21 protein-coding genes are annotated in these 23,233 nt (G+C 61.5%); 6 read left to right on the forward strand and 15 right to left on the reverse strand.

Going from position 1 to position 23,233, the window contains the following annotated elements; genetic code table 11:
- Positions 1–147: 147 nt before the first annotated feature.
- On the forward strand, positions 148–3,174 hold the full coding sequence (gene ydiJ, locus AACY19_RS10590; RefSeq protein ID WP_339450386.1) for a D-2-hydroxyglutarate dehydrogenase YdiJ: 3,027 nt from the start codon (positions 148–150) through the stop codon (positions 3,172–3,174).
- Here ydiJ and AACY19_RS10595 read toward each other — a convergent pair.
- Together AACY19_RS10595 and AACY19_RS10600 are read right to left on the reverse strand one after the other, a co-directional pair.
- Positions 3,107–3,793, reverse strand: a complete 687-nt coding sequence (locus AACY19_RS10595; RefSeq protein ID WP_339450194.1) for a paraquat-inducible protein A — start codon at positions 3,791–3,793, stop codon at positions 3,107–3,109. The genes ydiJ and AACY19_RS10595 overlap by 68 nt on opposite strands.
- Positions 3,790–4,386, reverse strand: coding sequence for a paraquat-inducible protein A (locus AACY19_RS10600; protein ID WP_339450195.1), 597 nt, complete (start codon positions 4,384–4,386; stop codon positions 3,790–3,792). The genes AACY19_RS10595 and AACY19_RS10600 overlap by 4 nt, the downstream gene beginning before the upstream one ends.
- A 219-nt stretch (positions 4,387–4,605) precedes the next feature.
- On the opposite strand from AACY19_RS10600, the gene AACY19_RS10605 reads away from it, so the two are divergent.
- Positions 4,606–5,775 carry a DUF1624 domain-containing protein gene (locus tag AACY19_RS10605; protein ID WP_339450196.1) on the forward strand — a complete coding sequence of 390 codons (1,170 nt, stop codon included), beginning with the start codon at positions 4,606–4,608 and terminating at the stop codon, positions 5,773–5,775.
- Between the two features lie 130 nt (positions 5,776–5,905).
- On the opposite strand, the gene AACY19_RS10610 is transcribed toward AACY19_RS10605, so the two are convergent.
- Positions 5,906–7,297 (reverse strand): aldehyde dehydrogenase family protein, encoded by a 1,392-nt coding sequence (locus tag AACY19_RS10610; RefSeq protein ID WP_339450197.1) that lies wholly within the window; start codon positions 7,295–7,297, stop codon positions 5,906–5,908.
- 103 nt (positions 7,298–7,400) lie between these two features.
- Here AACY19_RS10610 and ptrR point away from each other — a divergent pair, with 103 nt between their 5' ends.
- Positions 7,401–8,279: a putrescine utilization regulator PtrR gene (gene ptrR / locus AACY19_RS10615; RefSeq protein WP_339450387.1), complete on the forward strand. Its 879-nt coding sequence runs from the start codon at positions 7,401–7,403 to the stop codon at positions 8,277–8,279.
- Positions 8,280–8,406: 127 nt separating this feature from the next.
- On the opposite strand, the gene AACY19_RS10620 is transcribed toward ptrR, so the two are convergent.
- Positions 8,407–9,822: a purine-cytosine permease family protein gene (locus tag AACY19_RS10620; RefSeq protein WP_339450198.1), complete on the reverse strand. Its 1,416-nt coding sequence runs from the start codon at positions 9,820–9,822 to the stop codon at positions 8,407–8,409.
- A 235-nt stretch (positions 9,823–10,057) separates the two neighbouring features.
- Here AACY19_RS10620 and AACY19_RS10625 point away from each other — a divergent pair, with 235 nt between their 5' ends.
- Complete coding sequence (locus AACY19_RS10625) at positions 10,058–10,969, forward strand: LysR family transcriptional regulator (protein ID WP_339450199.1); 912 nt, start codon at positions 10,058–10,060, stop codon at positions 10,967–10,969.
- Positions 10,970–10,987: 18 nt separating this feature from the next.
- Here the strand turns inward: AACY19_RS10625 and argE are convergent, their stop codons facing one another.
- From argE to AACY19_RS10665, 8 genes are all read right to left on the reverse strand, one after another.
- The gene (gene argE, locus AACY19_RS10630) at positions 10,988–12,136 is read right to left on the reverse strand and encodes an acetylornithine deacetylase (RefSeq protein WP_339450200.1); all 1,149 of its coding nucleotides are present in this window, start codon (positions 12,134–12,136) and stop codon (positions 10,988–10,990) included.
- Entirely contained in the window at positions 12,133–12,810 is a 678-nt protein-coding gene (locus AACY19_RS10635; RefSeq protein ID WP_339450201.1) for a DUF1028 domain-containing protein, read from the reverse strand. Before AACY19_RS10635 ends, argE begins: the two co-directional genes overlap by 4 nt.
- Positions 12,811–12,937: 127 nt before the next feature.
- Positions 12,938–13,354, reverse strand: coding sequence for a RidA family protein (locus AACY19_RS10640; protein WP_129392726.1), 417 nt, complete (start codon positions 13,352–13,354; stop codon positions 12,938–12,940).
- Between the two features lie 58 nt (positions 13,355–13,412).
- Positions 13,413–14,732: a flavin-containing monooxygenase gene (locus tag AACY19_RS10645; protein WP_339450202.1), complete on the reverse strand. Its 1,320-nt coding sequence runs from the start codon at positions 14,730–14,732 to the stop codon at positions 13,413–13,415.
- A gap of 310 nt (positions 14,733–15,042) precedes the next feature.
- Entirely contained in the window at positions 15,043–15,261 is a 219-nt protein-coding gene (locus AACY19_RS10650) for a hypothetical protein (RefSeq protein WP_339450203.1), read from the reverse strand.
- Between the two features lie 87 nt (positions 15,262–15,348).
- Positions 15,349–15,846 (reverse strand): PaaI family thioesterase, encoded by a 498-nt coding sequence (locus AACY19_RS10655; RefSeq protein ID WP_339450204.1) that lies wholly within the window; start codon positions 15,844–15,846, stop codon positions 15,349–15,351.
- A gap of 8 nt (positions 15,847–15,854) precedes the next feature.
- The gene (locus tag AACY19_RS10660; RefSeq protein WP_339450205.1) at positions 15,855–17,012 is read right to left on the reverse strand and encodes a GGDEF domain-containing protein; all 1,158 of its coding nucleotides are present in this window, start codon (positions 17,010–17,012) and stop codon (positions 15,855–15,857) included.
- 247 nt (positions 17,013–17,259) lie between these two features.
- Entirely contained in the window at positions 17,260–17,508 is a 249-nt protein-coding gene (locus AACY19_RS10665; RefSeq protein WP_339450206.1) for a hypothetical protein, read from the reverse strand.
- A gap of 169 nt (positions 17,509–17,677) precedes the next feature.
- Between AACY19_RS10665 and AACY19_RS10670 the strand changes: the two genes are divergently transcribed.
- Together AACY19_RS10670 and AACY19_RS10675 are read left to right on the forward strand one after the other, a co-directional pair.
- Positions 17,678–18,322: an ATPase gene (locus AACY19_RS10670; protein ID WP_339450207.1), complete on the forward strand. Its 645-nt coding sequence runs from the start codon at positions 17,678–17,680 to the stop codon at positions 18,320–18,322.
- An 86-nt stretch (positions 18,323–18,408) separates the two neighbouring features.
- Positions 18,409–18,750 carry a hypothetical protein gene (locus tag AACY19_RS10675; RefSeq protein ID WP_339450208.1) on the forward strand — a complete coding sequence of 114 codons (342 nt, stop codon included), beginning with the start codon at positions 18,409–18,411 and terminating at the stop codon, positions 18,748–18,750.
- 104 nt (positions 18,751–18,854) lie between these two features.
- On the opposite strand, the gene AACY19_RS10680 is transcribed toward AACY19_RS10675, so the two are convergent.
- The 3 genes from AACY19_RS10680 to AACY19_RS10690 all read right to left on the reverse strand — a co-directional run bounded on the left by AACY19_RS10680 (position 18,855) and on the right by AACY19_RS10690 (position 23,230).
- Positions 18,855–19,574, reverse strand: coding sequence for a phytanoyl-CoA dioxygenase family protein (locus AACY19_RS10680; RefSeq protein WP_339450209.1), 720 nt, complete (start codon positions 19,572–19,574; stop codon positions 18,855–18,857).
- Between the two features lie 144 nt (positions 19,575–19,718).
- Positions 19,719–20,912 carry a GAF domain-containing sensor histidine kinase gene (locus AACY19_RS10685; protein WP_339450210.1) on the reverse strand — a complete coding sequence of 398 codons (1,194 nt, stop codon included), beginning with the start codon at positions 20,910–20,912 and terminating at the stop codon, positions 19,719–19,721.
- 140 nt (positions 20,913–21,052) lie between these two features.
- Complete coding sequence (locus AACY19_RS10690; protein ID WP_339450211.1) at positions 21,053–23,230, reverse strand: TonB-dependent siderophore receptor; 2,178 nt, start codon at positions 23,228–23,230, stop codon at positions 21,053–21,055.
- Positions 23,231–23,233: the final 3 nt, after the last annotated feature.

Genomic DNA, 23,233 nt, shown 5'->3' on the forward strand with positions numbered 1-23,233 from the left:
CATGGATAGTGGGTGGATTTTACGGTTGTCCCAATGCCCGGCAACAATGAACATGGACGGCATTAGATGGCGGAGCCTGACGCAATCATTCGTTGCGTACAACTGTTCACTGCCACACAGCCTGATTTGACCGAGATAACCCGACCGATGATTGCCCAGCTGTCCCCCGCGAAATCCCTGACCAGCGATTACCAACAATTCCTCAGCGCCCTGAAGAACAGTGGCTTTCGCGGTGAAATCAGCGCCGATTACGCCAGCCGTGTGGTGCTGGCGACCGACAACTCGATCTATCAGCGCCTGCCGCAAGCGGCGGTTTTCCCGATGGATGCCGATGACGTGGCGCGGGTCGCGCGGCTGATTGCCGAACCTGCCTACCAGCACGTGGTGATCACTCCGCGTGGCGGCGGCACCGGCACCAACGGCCAGTCGTTGACCGACGGCATCGTCGTCGATCTGTCGCGGCACATGAACCGCATTCTCGACATCAACGTCGAGGAACGCTGGGTGCGTGTGCAGGCGGGCGTGGTCAAGGATCAGCTCAACGCTGCGCTGAAGTCCGCCGGGCTGTTTTTTGCCCCGGAGCTGTCGACATCCAATCGCGCCACCGTCGGCGGCATGATCAACACCGACGCCAGCGGCCAGGGCAGTTGCACCTACGGCAAGACCCGTGACCATGTGCTTGAACTCGACATGGTGCTGCGCGGCGGCGAGCGCCTGCACGGGCTGCCGCTTGAGGAAAGTGAACTCGAAGCCCTGTGCGCCCGCGAAGATCGCGTCGGCGAAGTCTATCGCTGCGCCCGGCAGATCATTGATGAGCAGGGCGAGCTGATCAAAGCGCGTTTCCCTGACCTCAACCGTTGCCTGACCGGTTATGACCTGGCGCACCTGCGTGAGGCGGACAATCGCTTCAACCTCAACAGCGTGCTGTGCGGCGCCGAAGGCTCGCTGGGGTTTGTGGTCGAAGCGCGGCTCAACGTGTTGCCGATCCCCCGGCACACAATGTTGGTGAACATCCGTTACGCCGGGTTCATGGACGCTCTGCGCGATGCCCGCGCATTGATGGCGCTCAAGCCGTTGTCGATTGAAACCGTCGACTCGAAAGTGTTGCTGCTGGCGATGCAGGACATCGTCTGGCACGGCGTCGCCGAATACTTCCCGGCGCACGCCGAGCGGCCGACATTGGGCATCAATCTGGTGGAGTTCTGTGGCGATGATCCTGACGAATTGCAACGTCGGGTCGAGGCTTTCGTTGAGCATCTGGGCAGCGACCGCACGGTCGAGCGTCTGGGCCATACCCTGGCGGTCGGGCACGCGGCGGTGAACAAGGTCTATGGCATGCGCAAACGTGCGGTGGGTCTGCTCGGCAATGTCGCCGGTGAAGCGCGGCCGCAGCCATTTGTCGAAGACACCGCCGTGCCGCCGCAGCATCTGGCCGAATACATCGCCGAGCTGCGCGACCTGCTCGACAGTCACGGCTTGCAGTACGGCATGTTCGGCCACGTCGATGCTGGCGTGCTGCACGTGCGGCCTATTCTCGACATGAAGGACCCGCAGCAAGCCGCGCGGGTACGCCCGGTGTCCGATGGCGTCGCCGCGTTGACTCAACGTTACGGCGGTCTGCTCTGGGGCGAGCACGGCAAAGGCCTGCGCTCGGAATACGCGCCGGCGTTTTTTGGTGAGCTGTACCCAGCGCTGCAAGCCTTGAAGGCGGCGTTCGACCCGTTCAACCAGTTCAACCCGGGCAAGATCGCCACACCGGCCAACACGGACGCAGTGTTGCTGAAAATCGATGAAGTCACCCTGCGCGGTGAGCTCGACCGGCAGATCGACGAAAAAGTCTGGCAAAACTACGGCGCGGCCATGCACTGCAACGGCAACGGCGCCTGCTACAACTTTGACCCCGACGATGCGATGTGTCCGTCCTGGAAAGCCACGCGCGAGCGTGCGCAGTCGCCCAAGGGCCGGGCCTCGTTGATTCGCGAATGGTTGCGTCTGCAAGGCGAGGCGGGCGTCGATGTGTTGTCCGATGCCATTCGCAAACCGGCGTTTTTCAGCACGTTGTGGCAGCGCTGGCGCAACAGCCGTTCGGCATCCGCAGATTTCTCTCACGAAGTCTACGACGCCATGGCCGGATGCCTGGCGTGCAAGTCCTGCGCGGGGCAATGTCCGGTGAAGGTCAACGTGCCGGAGTTTCGTTCACGCTTCCTTGAGCTCTACCACAGCCGCTATCTGCGCCCGGCAAGGGATTACCTGATTGCCTCGCTGGAATACAGCATTCCTTACATGGCGCGCATTCCTTCGCTGTACAACGGTTTGATGGGCGCCTCAATTGTCCGCCGTCTGCTTGAGCGTGTCGGCGGCATGGTCGATGTGCCGTTGCTCAGTCGCTTCGACTTCCACTCGGCCATGCGTCGCTGGCAGGTGCAACCGGCGACGGTGTCGACCTTGTCGGCGCTGACCTCGGCGCAACGTGCGCGCAGTGTGGTGATCGTTCAGGACGCCTTCACGCGTTACTTCGAAGCGCCGTTGCTGGCCGATCTGGTCGAGCTGATTTCGCGTCTGGGTTATCAGGTTTATCTGGCGCCGTTCAGTGCCAACGGCAAACCGCTGCATGTGCAGGGTTTTCTCTCGGCGTTCAACCGTGCGGCACTGCGCAATGCGCGGCAGTTGCGCGAATTGGCGGACATCGGTGTGCCGCTGCTGGGGCTCGATCCGGCGATGACGCTGGTGTACCGCCAGGAATACCTGAAAGTACCCGGTCTGGAGCATTGCCCGGAAGTGGCACTGGTGCAGGAATGGTTGCTCAAGGTGATGCCGGAGCAGGCCGCGCAGGACGAAACTGAAGCGTTCCGACTGCTCGCCCACTGCACTGAGAAGACCAACGCCCCGGCCGCGACCCGGCAATGGGAGCAGGTCTTCGAGCGCGCCGGTTTGCGGTTGGCGACCCAGGCCACCGGTTGCTGCGGCATGTCCGGAACCTACGGGCACGAAGCGCGCAATCGCCAGACTTCAGCGGTGATCTACGAGCAGTCGTGGGCGCGTCAGGTTGAGGCGCCGGCAGAGCAGGGCGAGGCGCTGGCGACGGGGTATTCGTGCCGCAGTCAGGTCAAGCGCCAGTCGGATCAGGCACTGCGCCATCCGTTGCAGGTGTTGCTGGAGATTCAGCGTCGCTGAGGTCTTCACCCGTGTCCTTGTCCCAGATCATGCGCGGATCGAAGCTCATCGCCGCGAGCATGGTGAACACCACGACCAGGCCAAAAAACAGGATGCCTGGTCGTGGTTCGATATCACCCAGGGCCTGAAACTTCACTAGCGCGGCGACCAGCGCCACCACCAATACGTCGAGCATCGACCAATAGCCGATCAGCTCGACGAAGCGGTACAGCTTCGAGCGCTCCTTGCGCGCCCAGGCGCTGTCGCGCTGGACGGTCATCAGCAACAACGTCAGGGCGACGAACTTGACTCCCGGCACGGCGATGCTGGCGATGAAAATGATCAGCGCGATGTCCCACGCGCCGTGTTCCCAGAACTCCAGCACGCCGCTCATGATTGTGCTGTCGGCGCCGCTGCCGAGCATGGTGGTGTTCATCACCGGCAGCAGGTTGGCGGGTATGTAAAACACCAGTGCGGCGAGCATGTAGGCCCAGGTGCGGGTCAGCGAGTTGGTCTTGCGCCGGTGCAGTGGCGCATCGCAACGCGGGCACTCGTGTGGTTCGTCGCTCATGTCGCAGGCCAGCCCGCAGCTGTGGCACAGGCACAGATTGAGTTCCCTGGCAGTCGGTGGCCGTTTCATAGAATGTCCCAGAGGTCGCGAATGTCGCGGCCGGCAATCCTGATCATCATCAAGCTCAGCACGGCCAGCGCGAACAGGCCGATGCCGGGCAGCACGTCGAGCAATCCGGCGAGTTTGAACACCGCCACCATCGCCCCCAACAGACACACTTCGAGCATGCTCCACGGGCGCAGGGTTTCCAGCCAGCGCATGCACAGCTTGAACCCCGGCGCGCGTCGGGCACCGAGGGCGAAGCTCAACACCCAGATCAGCAGTACCAACTGGAACGCCGGGGCAATGATGATGGCAATCGCCGCAACCATCGCAATAAACGTAATCGGACCCTGACTCAAGGCCAGCACCGAGTCCCACAGCGTCGCGCTGTTCTTCAGGCCTTTCATGCTGATGCTCATCACCGGGTAGAAATTGGCGAACAGCCACAGCACCGCCGCCGTGAACGTCAGCGCCAGACGCTGCTCGACGGTCAAACCGTTGAAGCGCTGGAGCACGCCACCGCAGCGCACGCACGAGGTTTTCTGGTGTTTGGCGAGCGTGACTTTTTCGTACACGCAATCGCAGTGCTCGCAGATGATCAGGTGTTGGGTGTTGACCATGGACAACGCTCGACAACAGGCCGCAGAGGGCAGGGGGACTTGATCACTATAGAAGGCTGACGGCATTGGGCAACTGTGAGGGCTGTTTGTTTGAGGGTTCCTGAGAATTACTATCGATTGAGCTTGGGAATTTGCGCCTAGATGTTATAAGGTAACGCGAATTTTCTCGGGGCCTTGCTTCTCGTCCCCCGGTTTCAACCTCTCGATTGTGAAATGCCCATGACGATTGTGCTTCCCCGTTCTGCCCCGGTGACCTCTGGCCGGCTGCTGTCCATCGACGCCCTGAGGGGCCTGGTCATTCTGTTCATGCTGCTGGACCATGTGCGCGAAACCTTCCTGCTGCACCGCCAGGTCAGCGACCCGATGGACATCGCCAGCACCGAGCCGGCCCTGTTTTTCAGCCGCACGCTGGCGCATTTGTGTGCCCCGGTGTTTGTACTGCTGACGGGGTTGTCGGCATGGCTGTTCGGCGAAAAACATGCCGCAAAGGCTGACGTCAGTGCCTTCCTGTTCAAGCGCGGACTGTTTCTGGTGGCGCTGGAATTCACCTTGGTCAACTTCGCCTGGACGTTTCAGCTACCGCCGAGCGTGATTTATCTGCAAGTGATCTGGGCAATCGGTTTGAGCATGATTGCCTTGTCGTTATTGGTCTGGTTGCCGCGCGGGCTGCTCCTGATGCTGAGCCTGGCGATCATCGCCGGGCACAACCTGCTGGATGGCGTGCATTTCCCGGTCGAGTCGGCGCTGCATGTGCCGTGGGCGATCTTGCATGATCGTGGCTGGATCGACGTCAGCGAAAACCTGCGCCTGCGCACGTCATATCCGTTGCTGCCGTGGATTGGCGTGATCGGTCTGGGCTATGCGCTGGGGCCGTGGTTTGCCCGCAGTGTTGAAGCCGGTCTGCGTCAACGACGTTTGCTGATTGGCGCAGTCGCGGGGCTGCTGGGGTTTGTCGCGCTGCGGCTGCTCAATGGTTATGGCGAGAAACCGTGGGGCGTCGGCGACACGCTGGTGCAAACGTTGATGAGCTTTTTCAATATCACCAAATATCCGCCGTCGCTGCTGTTTATCGCGCTGACGGTGAGCATCGGGTTGTTGCTGTTACTGGTTTTCGAGCGCGTGCAGGATCGCCGCTGGATTCGCTGGCTGACGGTATTCGGCTCGGCACCGATGTTTTTCTATTTGCTGCATCTGTATGCGCTGAAGCTGTTGTACCTGATCGCCGTGGCGCTGTTCGGACTGAACCAGGGCAGCTATTTTGGCTTCTCGTCGGTCGCCGCGATCTGGTTCGCCGCAGCGCTGCTGGCCGTTGCGCTGTTCCCGGCGGTGCGCTGGTTCTCGGCGTTGAAGGCCCGACGCCGAGACATCGCCTGGTTGAAGTACCTGTAGGCGCCTTGCAACAAAAAACCTTGTGGGAGCTGGCTTGCCAGCGTTGGGGCCGGTGCATTCAGCATCTTCATCGCTTGATGCAGCGCTATCGCGAGCAGGCTCGCTCCCACAGGGGGTTGCGGTGTCTGGGTTATTTGCGATCCAGCCACACGGTTTGCGCGTTGCAGAATTCGCGAACACCGAAGTGCGACAGTTCGCGGCCGAAACCGCTTTTCTTCACGCCGCCAAAGGTCACGCGCGGGTCGCTGGCGGAGTAGCCGTTGATGAACACGCCGCCGGTGTCCAGTTCGCTGGTCAGTTGCTGGGCCAGTTGCACGTTGGCGGTGTAGATCGTCGCGGTCAGGCCGAACTCGCTGTCGTTGGCCAGCGCTACCGCATGGGCACAATCGCGGGCGGTGATGATCGACGCAACCGGGCCGAACAATTCCTGTTTGAACGAAGTCATGCGGTCGGTGACATCGGCCAGCACGGTTGGCTCGTAGTAGTTGCCAGCGCCTGCGGCTTTGCCGCCGCCGAGCAACAGCGTTGCGCCTTCTTCGAGGGTGTCGCGCACTTGCTGATCGAGTTCATCACGCAAATCGAAACGTGCCATCGGGCCGATGTAAGTGTCGGCAGCCAACGGATCGCCGACTTTCAGTTGGCGTGTGGCTTCGACGAATTTGCGGGTGAATTCGTCGACCACGCCTTCTTCGATGATCAGACGCTTGGCCGCCGCGCAGACCTGCCCGGAGTTCTGATAACGGCCGATCACCGCTGCTTGCACGGCTTCGTCGATATCGGCGTCGTTGAGCACGATGAACGGATCGGAACCGCCCAGTTCCAGTACGCACTTCTTCAGAGCCGCACCGGCCTGAGCGCCGATGGCCATGCCGGCGCGGACGCTGCCGGTCAGGGTCACGGCAGCGATGCGCGGGTCGGCGATGGCGGCAGACACGCCTTGCGGGGTGACGTTGATCACTTCAAACACGCCATCGGCGAACCCGGCGCGTGTGAAAGCATCGCGCAACAGGTAAGCGCTGCCCATCACGTTCGGCGCATGCTTGAGCACATAAGTATTGCCAGCGATCAGTGCTGGTACGGCGCCGCGCAGTACTTGCCAGATCGGGAAGTTCCACGGCATCACCGCGAGGATCGGGCCGAGTGGGCGGTATTCAATTCGGGCCTTGCCGCCCTCTACCTGAGTCGGTTCGGCGTCGAGCATGGCCGGGCCGTGTTCGGCGTACCACTCGCAGAGTTTGGCGCATTTTTCGATTTCGCCACGGGCCTGAGCAATCGGCTTGCCCATTTCCAGAGTGATCATGGTAGCCATGGCATCGCTGGTTTCCCGCAGCGCGGCGGCCAGCGCGGTCAACAGACGGGAGCGATCCTGCAACGGCTTGCGCTTCCACTTGCCGAAGCCGAAAGACGCCCGAGTCAGGGCTGCATCAAGGGCAGCGGCAGATTCAAAGGCGTAATGGCCGATCTGTTCGCCGGTGGCGGGGTTGATCGAGATAGCGTGGGTCTGGCTGGAAATCTGGCTCATGGCATCGTCCTGCGTGTTCAGTGGATGAGCCTAGAGTAGGGTGGTGTTTGTTTTCTGAAAACTGAATAATAAAGATCGTTTCTTTCACGATTGGAGAATGACTGTGGATCTGGTGCAACTGGAAATTTTCAAAGCCGTGGCCGAACACGGCAGCATCAGCGCCGCCGCAGCGCAGATCCATCGCGTGCCGTCGAACCTGACCACGCGGATCAAGCAGCTTGAGCAGGATCTGGGCGTTGATCTGTTTATCCGCGAGAAGAGCCGTTTGCGCCTGTCACCGGCGGGATGGAGTTTTCTCGAGTACGCCCGGCGTATCCTCGATCTGGTGCAAGAGGCCCGAGCGACGGTGGCGGGGGAGGAACCGCAGGGCGCATTTGCGCTGGGGTCGCTGGAAAGTACGGCAGCGGTGCGCATTCCCGAATTGCTCGCGGCGTACAACCAGTTGCACCCCAAGGTTGATCTCGACCTGTCTACCGGCCCCTCGGGGACGATGATCGACGGCGTGCTGTCCGGTCGTCTGGCCGCAGCGTTCGTTGATGGCCCGGTATTGCATCCGTCGCTGGAAGGCGTACCGGCCTTTGAAGAAGAGATGGTCATCATCGCGCCGCTCAATCATGCGCCGGTGAAGCGTGCGGCAGATGTGAATGGCGAGAACATCTATGCCTTCCGTTCCAACTGCTCCTATCGTCATCACTTCGAAAAATGGTTCAGCACCGACGCCGCCGTGCCGGGGAAAATTTTCGAGATGGAGTCCTATCACGGCATGCTTGCGTGCGTCAGTGCGGGTGCCGGCCTGGCGCTGATGCCGCGCAAAATGCTGCAGAGCATGCCCGGCAGCGCGACGGTCAGCGTCTGGCCGTTGACGGCGGATTTTCGTTACCTGACTACGTGGCTGGTTTGGCGGCGGGGTACGGTGTCGCGCAGTCTTGGCATGTTTGTACGTTTGCTTGAAGAGCGTGGCGTCGTGCGCGCTGAGGAGTGAAGGCTCCATAATCCTTTAACCGCAGCCGTGGACTTTTCTTGTTCAATCCTCGTCAGGTTCGAAGACATACCACTGCGAAACGAAGAAGGCCCGCACATGGCGGGCCTCCGTTATTCACCATTCAATCTCACAGGCTGCTCGCCAGTTTCCCGCCCATCATCCGCCGACGGTAGGAGGTGTCCCGATTGGCCAGCCAGAAGTACAGCGGCGACGTCACCAGCAAGCCCACCAGCCACGACAGATCGGCGCCGTTGATGTGCGCCGATACCGGGCCGACGTACAGCGGCGTGTTCATGAACGGGATCTGCACCGCAATGCCAATCGCATAGGCCAGCAGGGCCTGTGGGTTGTAGCGGCCATAGATGCCGCCGTCGACCTGGAAGATCGACTGGATGTCGTACTGGCCTTTGTGGATCGCGTAGAAGTCGATCAGGTTGATCGCCGTCCACGGCACCAACACCACCAGCAACACCAGCACCATGTCGACGAAGTGGCCGATGAAGTCCTTCGAGGCGCCGACAGCGGCGAAGCAGCAGGCCAGCAAGACGATGACCGAGATCACTGCGCGGCTTTTGGCGGTCGGAATCCAGCGGTAGGCGAAGGTCTGCACCAGAGTGATCAGCGACAGTACCGCGCCGTACAGATTGAGGGCGTTGTGGCTGATCACACTGAGCAGGAACAACACCAGCATCAGCGGGCCGATGGAGCCAGTGGCGAGTTTGACCGCGTCCATGGTGTCCATGCCCACCGGCGTCGCCAGCACCGCGACGGCACCGAAAATGAACGCCAGACTCGATCCCAGCGCTGAACCCAGATACGTCGTCCAGAACGTCGACGAGACTTTCACGTCGGCCGGCAAATAACGTGAGTAGTCTGAGACGTAAGGCGCAAACGCGATCTGCCACAACGCCGCCAGCGACACGGTGGCCAGCCAGCCGGAGAGATTGAAGCTGCCCCGGGTGAGAAAGTCATCGGTCTGGATGTGGGTGAAGATGTAGCCGAAACCGACAACGATGCCGATCCCCAGCACCCAGGTGCCGATGCGGTTGAGCACGTGGATGAAGCGGTAGCCGATGATGCCGATGATCCCCGAACCGAGCGCGCCAATCACAATGCCGACCGGCACCGGAACAGCGTCGACCACACCATGCAGCGACTTGCCGGCCAGGACGATGTTGGAGGCGAAAAAGCCGATGTACATGACGCCGGCGATCAACACCACCAACAGCGCGCCGAGGGAACCGAACTGCGCGCGGCTCTGGATCATTTGCGGGATGCCCATCTGCGGGCCTTGCGCCGAGTGCAGCGCCATCAGCACGCCGCCGACCAGATGGCCGACGAGAATCGCGACGATGCCCCAGACCAGATTCAAGTGAAACAACTGCACGCCCAGCGCACCGGTGACGATGGGCAACGGCGCGATGTTGCCGCCGAACCAGAGCGTGAACAGATCCCTGACCTTTCCGTGGCGATCTTCGGGGGGCACGTATCCTATCGTGTGTTTTTCAATCAGCGGAGCGGAGGATGCTGCAGGGGTAGCCATGACGAACTCCAAGGCAAGGATGAGTACGTGGACGTACTTCGGCAAGCGCCGGCACGGGCGGCGCATTTCTTGTTGAAGTGATCATGTGCAAAGCATCGGCATAGATAAATTAGTAAGTTTGTTGCTACAGACCTTAAAAAAAATATGCTCCGGCCCAAGGCGTCGTCCGGTATGTTCGAGCTTGATCGTGCGCCAGGGAAACAGGGCGAAAATCAGCGCTCTTCGGGAGGTTCACATGGCTGCCTACAACCTGCGCCAGCTCAAATACTTCGTCACCACCGCCGACTGCGGCAGCGTTGCCGAAGCTTCGCGCAAGCTCTACATCGCGCAGCCGTCGGTCTCCACGGCGATCAAGCACCTGGAAGAAAGTTTTGGTGTGCAACTGTTTATCCGCCACCACGCGCAAGGGGTTTCGCTGACGCCGAGCGGCTCGCGTTTCTACCGCAAGGCGCTGGAGCTGTTGCGGGTCGCCCATGAGTTCGAGCAGAACGCGTTGGCCGACAATGACGTGGTGTCCGGACAGATCGATATCGGCTGCTTCGAAACCGTCGCGCCGCTGTACCTGCCGCGCCTGATCGCGGGGTTCAAGGCGCGTTGGCCGGGGGTGGAAATCCGCATCCGCGACGGTGAGCAACAGGAGTTGATGCAAGCCCTGACCGCCGGCAGTATCGACCTGGCAATGATGTTCGAGCACGACCTCGACAGCACCATCGAAACCACACCGCTGATGCCGCCGCAGCAGCCATACGCGTTGCTCCCGGCCAACCATCGGTTCGCCCGGCAAGCCAAGGTGTCGCTGCACGATCTGGTGCTGGAACCGATGATCCTGCTCGACGTGGTGCCGAGCCGAACCTATTTCGTGAGCATCTTCGAAGAACGCGGCCTGACGCCGCACATCGTCTTCAGCTCACCGTCCATCGAGATGGTGCGCGGTATGGTCGGCAACGGTTTCGGCTTTTCGATTCTGGTGACCAAGCCGTTCAGCGATTACACCTACGACGGTCAGCAAGTCGTCTGCGTGCCGCTGGCGGAAAGCGTGACCGGTTCGGGGTTGTCGGCGGCGTGGCTGCGGCGGGTGCAACTGACCAAACCGGTGCAGTTGTTTGTCGATCATTGCCGCGAGGAACTGGCCCGACTGTACCCGTGAGTGCAGTCGGGCCGCCGCTCAGAGGCGGATCGATGCGAGCATGCGCTGCAGCATGTCATCGCAGGCCTGCAACTGGTCGAGGCTGACAAACTCGTCGGGTTTGTGGCCCTGATCCATGCTGCCGGGGCCGCAAACCACGGTGGGAATGCCCACCGCATCAAACAGACCGCCTTCGGTGCCAAAGGCCACGGTGCCGAATTCCGTTGAACCGCAGAACGTCGCGATCAGCTCAGCCGCCTGACTCTGCGTCGCGGTGGCCAGCCCCGGATACGCCGACAGTTTGCTGAAGCGAATCGCGCTGTGCTCATTGACGGCGCGCATGCGCGGCAGCACTTCGCGTTCGGCGTAGGCTTGCAGTGCCTCGGCGACGAGGGTCGGGTCCTGCGAGGGCAGGGCGCGGATCTCGAAATCGAAACGACAATCGGCAGGGACAATGTTCAGGGCCTTGCCGCCGCTGATGACCCCGGTCTGCACGGTGCTGTAGGGCGGATCGAACCGCGCATCGTGATGCTCCGGCGCTTTCAGTCGCTGGCCCAGGCGCGCCAGTTCGCCGATCAGTTCGGCGGCGTATTCGATGGCGTTGACCCCGAGCGGCGCATACGCCGAATGACACGGATGGCCCTGCACATCACAGCGCATCGCCAGTTTGCCTTTGTGGCCGAGTACCGGTTTCAGTTCGGTCGGTTCGCCGATGATGCACAGCAGTGGTTTGACCGGACGTTGCTCCAGCACCTTGAGCAATGAGCGCACGCCAAGGCAGCCGACTTCCTCGTCATAGGACAGCGCAATGTGTACCGGCAGGCGCAAGGACGCCTGCACCAGCGCTGGCACCAAGGCGAGCACGCAGGCGATGTAGCCCTTCATGTCGGCAGTGCCGCGACCGAACAGCTTGCCGTCGCGTTCAGTCAGCTGGAACGGCGGCAGCGTCCACGGCTGACCGTCGACCGGCACCACATCGGTGTGCCCGGACAGCACGATGCCCGGTTGATCCACCGGGCCAATCGTGGCGAACAGGTTGGCTTTGCTGCGCTCGTCGTTGTAGATCAGCGCGCACGGCACGTCGAAACCTTCGAGGTAGGCGCGGACGAATTCGATCAGCTGCAGGTTCGACTCACGGCTGGTGGTGTCGAACCCCACCAGCGTCTTGAGCAGTTCGACACTGTTCATCGATCATCACCGGCCACGCCATAACCCGGGGCCTTGGCGGGGTCGAGGGCGCGGTCGATGTAATCCTGAAGCTGCGGCTGATAGGCATCCCAGAGGGTTTGCAACTGACCGATAGGGTCTTCATCCGCCCAATCGACGCGCAGGTTGACGATGGGCCAGGTCTGTTCGCCGACCACCAGCACCGCTGCCGAATGCACCGGCCCGGCTTCGCCGCCCAGGGCTTTGGCGGCATGCAGGGCCTTGAGCAGACGGTCGGCCAATTGACCTTCGCCGTCTTCAAACGCGCGAACCATCGCTTCGATCACCGAGCGCCCGGCGAGCATGTTGCCGGCAGCGACGCATTGCTCGCCCGTGACCGCATTGTGCACGCCAAGGGTCTGCGCGCCGCTGAAATGCGCGGTCTGGCCGAGGTGGTTGATCGCGATGATCTGGCGGTACTGGCTGTAGCCGTTGCGCGTGAGGACTTTGTCCAGCGCATCGTCGGGCGCCAGACCTTGCTCCATCAGCGCGAGGACTTCCGGGCCGAGGGACGGCAGGGTGATGTTCTGGCTCGACACCGCGCCCACGCCCGGCAGCAGCCACGGGCAGCGCGCGCCGACGGCGATGCTGGAGGAACTGATGGCAACCCCGAACTGGCCGGTTTCGGCACAGCGGGCTGCGATTGAAAAGGTCATGGTTTTGTTCCTTTCTAGGAATGTGTTGTCCTTCAGGGCCTCATCGCTGGCAAGCCAGCTCCCGCAAGTACCTCAACACCCTGTGGGAGCTGGCTTGCCAGCGATGGCTACAACTCGGTGAACCTGCTTACTCGGGAATCACCGCAATCACATCAATCTCCATCAACCACTGCGGCTGCCCCAGCGCCGAGACCACCAGGCCGGTCGAAATCGGGAACACGCCTTTGAGCCACTTGCCGACTTCGCCATACACCGCTTCGCGATAGCGCGGGTCGATCAGGTAGGTGGTGGTCTTGACGATGTGGCTCATGTCGCTGCCGGCCTCTTCGAGCAGTTGCTTGACGTTGCGCATCGCTTGTTCAGCCTGCGCGCGCGGATCGCCGAGACCGACCAGATTGCCGTCGAAATCAGTGCCGACCTGACCGCGCACATACACGGTGTTACCGGCGCGCACGGCCTGGCACAGGTCATTGTCGAGGGACTGGTTCGGGTAAGTGTCCTTGGTGTTGAACATGCGGATACGGGTGTGAGTCGGCTGGCTCATGTGAAGCTCCTGGCAAAAGTTGGCCCGGCGCACCTGGCACCGGAGCGAAAGAGGGAAATCAGGCGTCGACGGTGGCGGCGGCTTTGCTGTGAGTGCTCGAATGCAGCGCGGCTTCACGCTGTTCGGCATCGCGATAGTCCAGATACTTGCGCTGCGTGGCGATGTGGTCGGCGACGTGTTTGGCGTCGTGCCAAACGCCCCAGATGAACGACGAGCCGCGACGCGATTGCCATGGCAAACCCAGGAAATACACCCCCGGTTCGCTCGATACACCGCGCTGGTGCACAGGCTTGCCCTTGTCATCGAACGCGGCGACTTGCAGCCAGGAATAATCCACGGCAAACCCGGTGGCCCAGATGATCGAGGTGATGCCAGCCTTGGCCAGATCCAGATCGGCCAGCGGGTTTTTCACGCACTCAGGCTCTGGCCAGGTTTCGCGAGCCTCCGGTTCTTCAGGCAGGTCGAGGCCGTTGCGCTCGATGTAGGCATCGGCGGCATCCAGCAGCGCGAGGTAGTTTTCGTCACCACGATTGAGGTTGCCGAGCAGATCCTGCTTGAAGGTCACCACACCGTTATTGAACGACTCGGTGACGCCCACCAGGATCATGCCGCGATGAGCCAGGCCACGGAAATCAATGGTGCGCCCGCCATGGGCGCCGCTGACGGCAATGGTCACGTGCTCTCGACCGGGTTTCATCGCCGCCTGATCCCACTCGCCGAGCACGCCCAGCCACCAGCAGAAATCACGGTTGCGATATGCACGCGGCGGCCGGTCGTGGGCGCCGACAGAGAGGTACACCTGCTTGCCGGAACGCTGCAGCTCATCGGCAATCTGCACCCCCGATGAGCCGGCACCCACCACCAGCACCGCGCCGTTTGGCAGTTGCTGCGGGTTGCGATAGTCGGCGGAGTGGATTTGCAGCAGACGCTCGTCCTTTGGCGCAATGGCCGGGATCACCGGTTTCTGGAAGGGCCCGGTGGCCGCGACGACGCGGCTGGCTTCGATCACGCCTTCGGAGGTCTCGACGGTGAAGCCTGGACGACCGGTATTGCGCACCACGCTTTTTACCTCGACGCCGGTACGGATCGGCGCGTTGAATTTCTTCGCATAAGCCTCGAAGTAGTCGGCCACGCGCTCTTTCGGGGCGAATCCGTCGGGATCGACGTCATCGAATTCCAGCCCCGGGAAGCGGTCATGCCAGGCCGGGCCGTTGGCGACCAGCGAGTCCCAACGCCCGGTGCGCCAGCGTTCGGCGATACGATTACGCTCCAGCACCAGGTGCGGCACACCGAGTTTGCTCAGATGCTCGCTCATGGCCACGCCCGCTTGGCCGGCACCCACGATCAGCGTGTCTGTTTTTATTATTTCAGTGGTCATCTCTACATCCTTCCTAACAAGGCAGTTGGATTCGGGCGCTGTTGGCTTGTCCGTTTTGCTTGAGGTCAGACTAGGGAGAGGGGGGATATCGGTAAAATATTATTAAGCTGGGATGTGAAGATAAAATTCTGATGCAGACAGGCGAAAGCCTTTAAATACGGGGCTTCAAAGCGTTCTAGGTGTGGGGCGGGGGACGTCTTGGCGACGACTTTTTGCGCAACCCGACATGACCGGCCATGACACCGGTCAGCGGATGTTTGCGGCTGATGAAACGGCGACGGGCTCGTCAACCGCGAGCCCGTCATCCCGCCTAGTTTCCATCGGCCACTTTGCGTTCGATCTCGTCGATCTTGCGCTGTAGCGTTTCGGTGTCCTGCTCCTTGACGCGGTTGGCCGTGGGGGTGACCACCTCGTCCACGGCGTGGGCCGCGTCGTCACCGTCTTCAAGATCACGTTTCACCACATCCACCGGTTTGCCCGACGTATCGACGGGCGGTGCCACAGGCTTGCTGTCATCAGTGTTGTTCATCTTCGCTACCTCCATTGTCCTGTACGTTGGATGCAGCGGTGGCGGACGAGTTCGAGATATTTTCAGTGCACGGGACGGCGAGGGGCCTTATCCCTGAGCGTGTGCTGCGGCCGCCAGCGCGTCGGTATCGACCCGCACAAACACCGAATCGCCAATGGCGGTGAGGACGTCGCCGGCGTACACCTCGCAGATCACCCGGGTCTTGCGCCCGACTTCACCCTCGACTCTGGCCTTCAACAGCAAGGGCACGCCCATCGGCGTCGGCTTGATGAATTTGATCCCGAGGTTGCCGGTGACGCAGTCGATGCGCGGCAGGCTGCCAGCCTCGCGCTGTTCCTGACGATAGTGACAAGCCATCGCGGTCCAGTTCGAGTGGCAATCGACCAGCATGGCAATCAGTCCGCCGTACACCAATTGCGGCCAGCCGCAGAATTGCGCGTCGGGCAGGTGTTCGGCGACGACATGCACGCCGTCCTCGTGCCAGCGGCTCTTGATGTGCAGGCCGTGAGGGTTGCGGCCGCCGCAGCCGTAGCAGACGCCTTCGGGGGCGGCGAGGTCTTGCAAGGGGGTGTCGAGGCTGGACATGGGTCTGGTCATCCTGGAGTGGTGAGCCCGGTCAGGCGAATACGGTTGCGGCCGCCGCGCTTGGATTCGTAGAGCGCCGCGTCGCCTTGTTCGATCAGCGCCGACAGGTTCGCTGGCGGCGTATCGAACAGCGTGGCGCCGATGCTCAAGGTCACGGCGGCGGAGGTGGGGAACGACTGCGAGGCGGTGATCAGGAACTGTTCGCGCAAGGCGTCGCCCAGTTCGATGATGCGTTCGCTCGAGGCACTGTTGAGCAGCATGACGAATTCATCGCCCCCCAGGCGCGCCGTCAGTGCGTTGCGCGGCAACAGCGAGCGGATCATTTCACTGAGGGCGATCAACAAACGGTCACCGGCGGTGTGGCCGTACTGGTCGTTGACCAGTTTGAAATTGTCGATATCGATCAGCAGCAGGGCGCCGGGGCGTTCGGTCGAAACGTCAGTGAGCAGGCGCGGCGCGCGTTTTTCCAGGGCCCTGCGGTTGTACAGGGCGGTCAGCGGATCGCGCTCGGCGAGGCGGGCGATTTCCTTTTCCCGGCGATAGCGCTCGGTGCCGGTCATCGACAAGGCAATCAGCATGATCGCCATCGCGCCTTCGACCAGGGAAATCTGAATGATCTCGCCTTTGAACGCGGCGAGGTCGATCAGCGTGCCGGGAATCACCACGGTCAGTGCCTTGGCAACATAGAACAGGCCGTGGGTGAGCAGCACGTAGCGCAACTGCACGGCGCCGACGCTCAGCGAACTGCCGTGGGGGCGCAGGAGGAAACTGGCCTTGAGGGTCGCCAGCGCCACCAGCAGCGAGTTGGCCGCGAGCATGACCTTTGACCACAGCTGGCCGTCGGGAAACAACAGCATGACCAGCCAGGTGAGGAAAATCAGGTACCAGGCCCGCGACAGGCGCGTCTGGGTGAAGCGCGCCACCCCCAGCAGAAACAGGAAGTGCGCGGTCACCAGCAAGCCGTTGGCGAACCAGATGCCAATCAGCGTGAAGCCACTGCTGCGCAGCAGCGCGAGGGTAGACCCTACGGAAATAGTGGCGAAACCGGCGCTCCAGAACAGCAGAGAAGGTTCGCGAATGCTGCGCCATTCGACCGCCAGGTACAGCGCAGCGGCGGCGGCCAGGGCAATCGAGATGGTCAGCATCGTTAAAGGGTCGAGCGGCATTTCTGAGCAGGCCTGTCTGAGTGGCGTCAAGACCGGCGATTGTAAGCGTTTGGGCCTGTTTTGGCAGGAGTGGCTGCCAACCAGCGGACCGGCGCGCCGACTTTTTACTGGCTGGCGTCAGCACCACGCGGCAACGACGCGCCGGGCCGCTGCGAAAAGGATCGACGGTTTCGCTGGACGTGCTCGCGGGGCGCCTCTGGTTCGCCAGGGCCGCAGGGCCGCAGGGCAGCCCGGCAAGTCAGGCCGGTCATTGCTGCGGCGCGAGCCAGGTGTCGACGACGCGCCGATCCAGTTCCTCCCAGTACGCCATGCCCAACACCCGCGTGGTGTTCAGCCCGCGCAAATAGCCGCGCAATTGCTGGGCGGTGTCGTTGATCAGCTGTGCATCACTGATGTTTTTGTCCAGCAATACGCTTTCGTACTGGACCAGGTATTCGGCCACTCGCTCGCGGTATTCGGGCAGAACGGCACTGCGAATCAGGTCAAACGTTCTCAAGGACGGCTCCTCATTGAGCTTTTTCTATTTGTAGTGAGTGTGTATCAGCCTGTTCGGCGCGCAACTATTGCTAGAAGTAATAGTGACCATCACGAAACGCAAGTTCTGCTTTGTCGGCAATCGGCGGAAAATCAGCCCCATCGAACACGCAGCTCAAGGAATTTGCGCGATGAAAACGTTGACACGACTGGCGCTGGTGGCCCTGCTGACAGGCGGGGTGTTCGGCACTTTACCGGCCGTCGCAGACGACGCCCGGTCTTGTCATTTCCAGGCCATCGCCGGCAGCAGTGCCAGCTTGCAGCACACTCAGACCGTGGGCGTGCTGTACAGCGACAACACGCTGGAAAACCTGCAATACCTGGAGCGTTACCACGACATGGCCGTCAACGGCGCGAAAGATGCGCTCGATGCGCGGATTCGCCAGGCCTTTGTCAGCAGTTCCGATCCGGAGCTGGCTGTCGACTGGCTGGTGAGTTCGCTGCAACAACAGTTCTCGTCCGTGACCCTCTACGACAGCCTCGATGCCCTGCTGCAGGCGCATCCGGACGTGGTGGTCAAGCTTGATACTTTCAATCGTCTGCTGACTCAACGCAACAGTCTGGTTGAAGCGCGGTTCACCGCACGCTTTTACGACGCCGACCTGCAATACATCGGCAAGGCTGAGGGCGCCGTGGAGAAACAGCTGCCGTCGGTCTGGGTACATGACCAGGCGGCGCCGCAGATCGCGGCGCAGATCAATCAGCAACGTGACCTGCAACTGAACGCGTTGAAGCAATTCGATGTGTCGCTCAAGGCTCTGGTGGCGTCGAGCTGAACACTTGAAACCTAAATGGCGACGGCGGCTCCGTGAGGCTGAACCGTTGCCCGTTGAACCGAACCTTTATTTTCAGGATGACACCCATGCGTTCTTTATTTGTGCCTGCCCTGGCGGTTGCCTCCTTGCTGCTTGCCGGCTGCGCCTCGGCGCCGAATAACCCGACCCTGACCTTGCAGACCAGCAAGACCCCGGCGCAGTACGCCGATTGTGTGGTGCCGAAGCTGCAAGGCAGCGCGCTGAGCCCGACCGTTTCGCAGACCCAGCGCAGCTACCGCATCGTAGTGCCGAGCAAGATCTCCGCCGACAACGTGCTGGAAGCGTACAAGGCCGGTAATGGCGGCAAGGTCTTCATCTATGAGCGTCACCTGCTGGCCTCGAACTTCCTGCCGTCGACTTTCGAGCGCGCCGCCCAGGACTGCATCTGATTCTGCCCCGAACACGTCTGTGAAAGTGCTCCTTTGGTTGGCCGCAACCAACCAATTCCTTGCCCCGCGCCGTCATTCGGTCGCGGGGCTTTTTTTGCCTGCGATTATCTGTGCGACGTCGACACTTGCAGGCGCTGTGAAACGGGATTGAATGCATCGGCAAAATCCGCCGGTTCGAAATGCTCGCGGGTGTCCATGCCGATACTGCGCAGGCTCAGGGTTTGCACATGCGAGGGGTACAGCGCCTGGGAAAAGTAACTGATCAGGAGGGAGCGACGGCGGGCGCCGCTGATGTTCAGGCTGGCGCCGTGCAGCAGATCGACATCGAACAACAGAATGTCTCCGGCATGCCCGTCAATCTGCACGGCGCGGGTTTCGTCGCTGCCGTTGGGGGGCGGCGCGTCTGGGGCGGGGCGATGGCTGCCGGGGACGAGGCGGGTCGCGCCGTTCTGCGGGCCATAGTCATCGAGGAATGCCAGGGCAATCGCCATGTCGCCCGGACGTTGCGCCGACAAGTCACGGTGCAACGACTGATGGCCGCCCCCGGCCAGCGGTTCGCGACCTTCGACCTGGGCGAGGAAGAAGCGCTCGGCAATCAGTTCACCGACCACCGCCAATACCATCGGCAACCGACACACCGCCTGAACCTTGGCATCTCCATCGAGCAACGAGTGGCGCCAGTCCGCGCCCCGTGGCGCCGGCCACAGGTGCGAAGGCTTTACCCCGGCATCGAACGTGGCGCGCAGATCCGCCAGCCATTCACTTGGAATCGCACGGCGCAGGAGGGTGTAGCCGTCTCGGTGAAGTGGCCCGCGATCTGTCATGGTTTGCCCTGTGGGTGTCAGCGCTGTCGCAGAAGGTATAGCCGCACAGGCGCCCCTTCGCCCGGCTGCGATGACAGGTTTTACCTTATGTCCCACGAGCACGGAACATGGAGGTTTACCCCGGTGGCCGCGATTGCCATCGGTTCAGACCCATTTGAACCGGGCGGGGAATCTGGCGGTAAAGCAGGTTCCCGATGCGCTGTCTGACGTCACTTGCAATGTCCCGTTGTGCGCTGCGGCAATCTGCGACGCGATATACAACCCCAGCCCCAGACCCTCGCAACGCTGCCCGGCTTCGGCACGGGAAAACGGTTCGAACAGCAACGGCATCAGCTGCGCTGAAATCGGTGTGCCCTGATTGGTCAGGGAAATCACGATCTCGTCGTCTCGCGCATAGGCCTTGAGGACGATCGGCGCGCTGTTCGAGCCGTGGGTGACCGCGTTGCCCAGCAAGTTGGAGAGCAATTGGCTGATGCGCAACGCATCGCAATAGACGCCCGCCGGAACAGCCAACTCCTGGATGAACGTCGCCTGCGGATACGAGGCTTGAACCTCGGCGAGGGTCAATTGCAGGGTGTGCTGCAAGTCATCCACCAGTTTGCGCTGCACGGGAATCCCGCCGCCGAGCCGTCCCCGGGCAAAATCGAGGATGTTTTCGATCAGCACGCCCATGCGCACGGAGCTGTTGCGAATCGCGGAAATCAGGCTGAGCGAGCGTTTTTCTTCGGTTTTGATTTCCAGCAGATCGGCGCTCATGCGGATCGCGCTCAGCGGCGTGCGCAGGTCATGCCCGAGCACCGCGATGAATTGCTCGCGCAGGCGCCCCAGTTCATTGGCGTTGTTGAGTTCGAGTGTGGTCGCCTGGAGACGGCTTTGGGTGTCGAGACTCATCGCAATCAATTGCGCGAAGAGGGTGAGGGTTTTGGCAATTGCCGGCTCGTCGAGATTCGCCGGTACCGAGTCGATGGCGCAGAGCGTGCCGAAGAATTCACCACTGGCCTTGACGATGGGAATGGAAATGTAGCTTTCCAGACCATAGGTTTTCGGCGTGTGATGCAGGGAAAACACCGGGTGGGTGCTGGCGTGCCCGAAGATCACCGGCTGCTGATGCTGGCGGATTTCATGACAAATGGTCGATTCAAGCACCAGTTCGCCGCCGGGCTTGAGGCCGAAATCGATGGAGTCATCGACAGCGCAGGCGACCCAGTTCTTTTCTGTGACGCGTGCGACGGCGGCGAAACGCATGCCGGTCAGGTGTTTGACGATGCTCAGGATCACGGGCACCGCATCAATGCTGCGGATGGCTTCAATGTCGGAAGCGAATGCTGGGTTGGTCATGAGCGTGCTCGAATGGAGATCGCTCAGAGACTATCGCTTATTGTCGACGCTGACTAACGGACTCGTCTGAAAAATCACAAGGGGCGCCTGGATTTCCCGGGCGCCCCTGTTTTTTTGCGGTGATCGAATGTTTCGCGAACTCAGAACCTGTATTTGGCGGTCAGCATGTAGCTGCGCGGATTGCCGTAGTTGTCGGTGGAGCCCCATGTGGTGTTGTAGCCGATGGACGAGTAGTAGACGCGGTCGAAGATATTGTTCGCGTTGACCTGCAGATCGAGGTGCTTGTTGACCTCGTAACCGGCCATCAGGTCGGTGACCGCGTAGCTGCCTTGCTCCAGACGGTAGCTGCCAACGGTGAGCGGAACATCGTTGTACAGGCGGCTCTGCCAGTAGACGTTGCCACCGACGCGGAATTTCTCCAGCGGCCCTTGCAGGCGATACAGGGTCGATACCTTGAACAGGTGCTCAGGCACATCGGTGTCGAAGCGCTGATTGTTGTTGGCCGGGTTTTCGTCCTTGATGTAATGCGCACGGGTGTAGGTGTAGCCGGCGCCGACCTGCCAGTTCTCGGTCAGTGCACCTTGCAGTTCGACATCCAGGCCCTGGCTGCGCACCTTGCCGGAACCCTGGTAGCAGGTCATGACCGGGCACCCGAGCTGACTTTCGGCCAGGGTGGCGCGGTTGCTCTGGTCGATCTGGAACACCGCCAGGCTCGCGTTCAGCGCGCCATCGAAGTATTCGCCCTTGATACCGACCTCGTAGTTCTCACCGACAATCGGTTCGAGCAGTTTGCCGGAAAGATCCTTTTGGGTTTGCGGGGTGAAGATGTCGGTGTAGCTGGCGTACACGGAGTGATGATCGTCGAGCTTGTAGATCAGGCCGGCGTAGCGCGTGAGGTTGCGCGTGACTTTGTAGTCGCCGTCGCCGCTGCGGTCGTCGTTGTCGTACCAGTCGAGGCGGCTGCCGAGGATCAGTGTCAGCGGGTCGGCCAGGCTCAAACGGGTGGTCAGGTAAACCGCATCCTGAGTGGTGACGTTGCGGGTTTTGCTGTCACGCACGAAGTCGGGCTTCGGCGCACCGATGGGCCAGGCGGTGGTGTAAGGGCTGTACTCTTTGCTGGTCGCATCAAAGACGCGGTTGCTGGCGCCGACGACCAGCTCATGCGTGCGTCCGAAGGCCTCGAACGGGCCGCTGGCAAAGCCGTCGAACGCTCTCTGCTTGTCGGTGTTGTGCGATTGATAGGCGGTGGTTTCCAGCGGACCGGCATAACGTGACAGGTAGGTGCCGGAGAACTCGCCGTTCAGCGTCGAGGACGAGCCGGCGACGTGCAGTTTCCAGTCGTTGTCGAAACGGTGCTCGACTTCACCGAACACGGTATCGATCTGCAGTTTCTTGTTTTCCCAATCCGTGCCGGGATAGGTGGAGCGGGGCAGATCGAGGTGATGGCCGTCAGTGCCGATCGGCAAGCCGCCCCAGAAATAGTTGGTCTGTTCATTCTGTCGGGAGAAACCCAGGGTCGCCGTGGTGCTGTCGCTCAGATCGGCTTCACCGATGGCGTAGAACAGACCGTGCTCGTTCTGTTCTTTATCGCGGAAGCTGTCGGCGCCCTGATAGGAACTGACCACCCGGCCACGCACGGTGCCGCTTTCGTTCAGCGGGCTGGAGGCGTCGATCTCGCCACGGTAATCATCCCAACTGCCGGCAGCCCCCGTGAGGGTGACTTGCTGATCAGCGGTCGGGCGCTTGCGCACCATGTTGATCGCGGCCGAAGGGTTGCCGGCACCGGTGACCAGACCGGTCGCGCCACGGACGATTTCCACGCGGTCGAACATCGCCAGGTTCGGCTGCACGGCCATCGAGAACGGCGAATACGAGCTGGGCAGGCCGTCGTACATGATGTTATCGATATCGAACCCGCGCGAGCTGTAGGTCTGACGCCCCGGGCCGCTGGACTGATTGAGGAACAACCCCGGCGTGGCTTTCACCACATCGTTGATGCTGGTCATGTTCTGGTCGTCCATGCGCTGGCGGGTGATGACCGTCACCGCCTGAGGCGTTTCGCGCATGGTGAGCGACAGTTTGGTCGCAGTCTGCATCGGGCCGGTGGTGTAGGAGTCCGTGCCTTCGGTGGTGCTGCCCATCTGCGTCGCGCCAATTTCAGTGGCGCCAAGTTCAAGAGGACCCGAAGGCGCAGCGGTTTCGGCTGCAGCCTGTGGCGTTTCATCTGCCGAAACGGATGCGACGCCGGCCATGCAAATCGCGATGGCCAGCAGGTTCGGTGAGAGATTCGAGCGGCGATAAAGGGTTTGAAACGACATCAA

The organism is Pseudomonas sp. EA_5y_Pfl2_R50 (assembly GCF_963970475.1).
Classification (GTDB): Bacteria; Pseudomonadota; Gammaproteobacteria; order Pseudomonadales; family Pseudomonadaceae; genus Aquipseudomonas.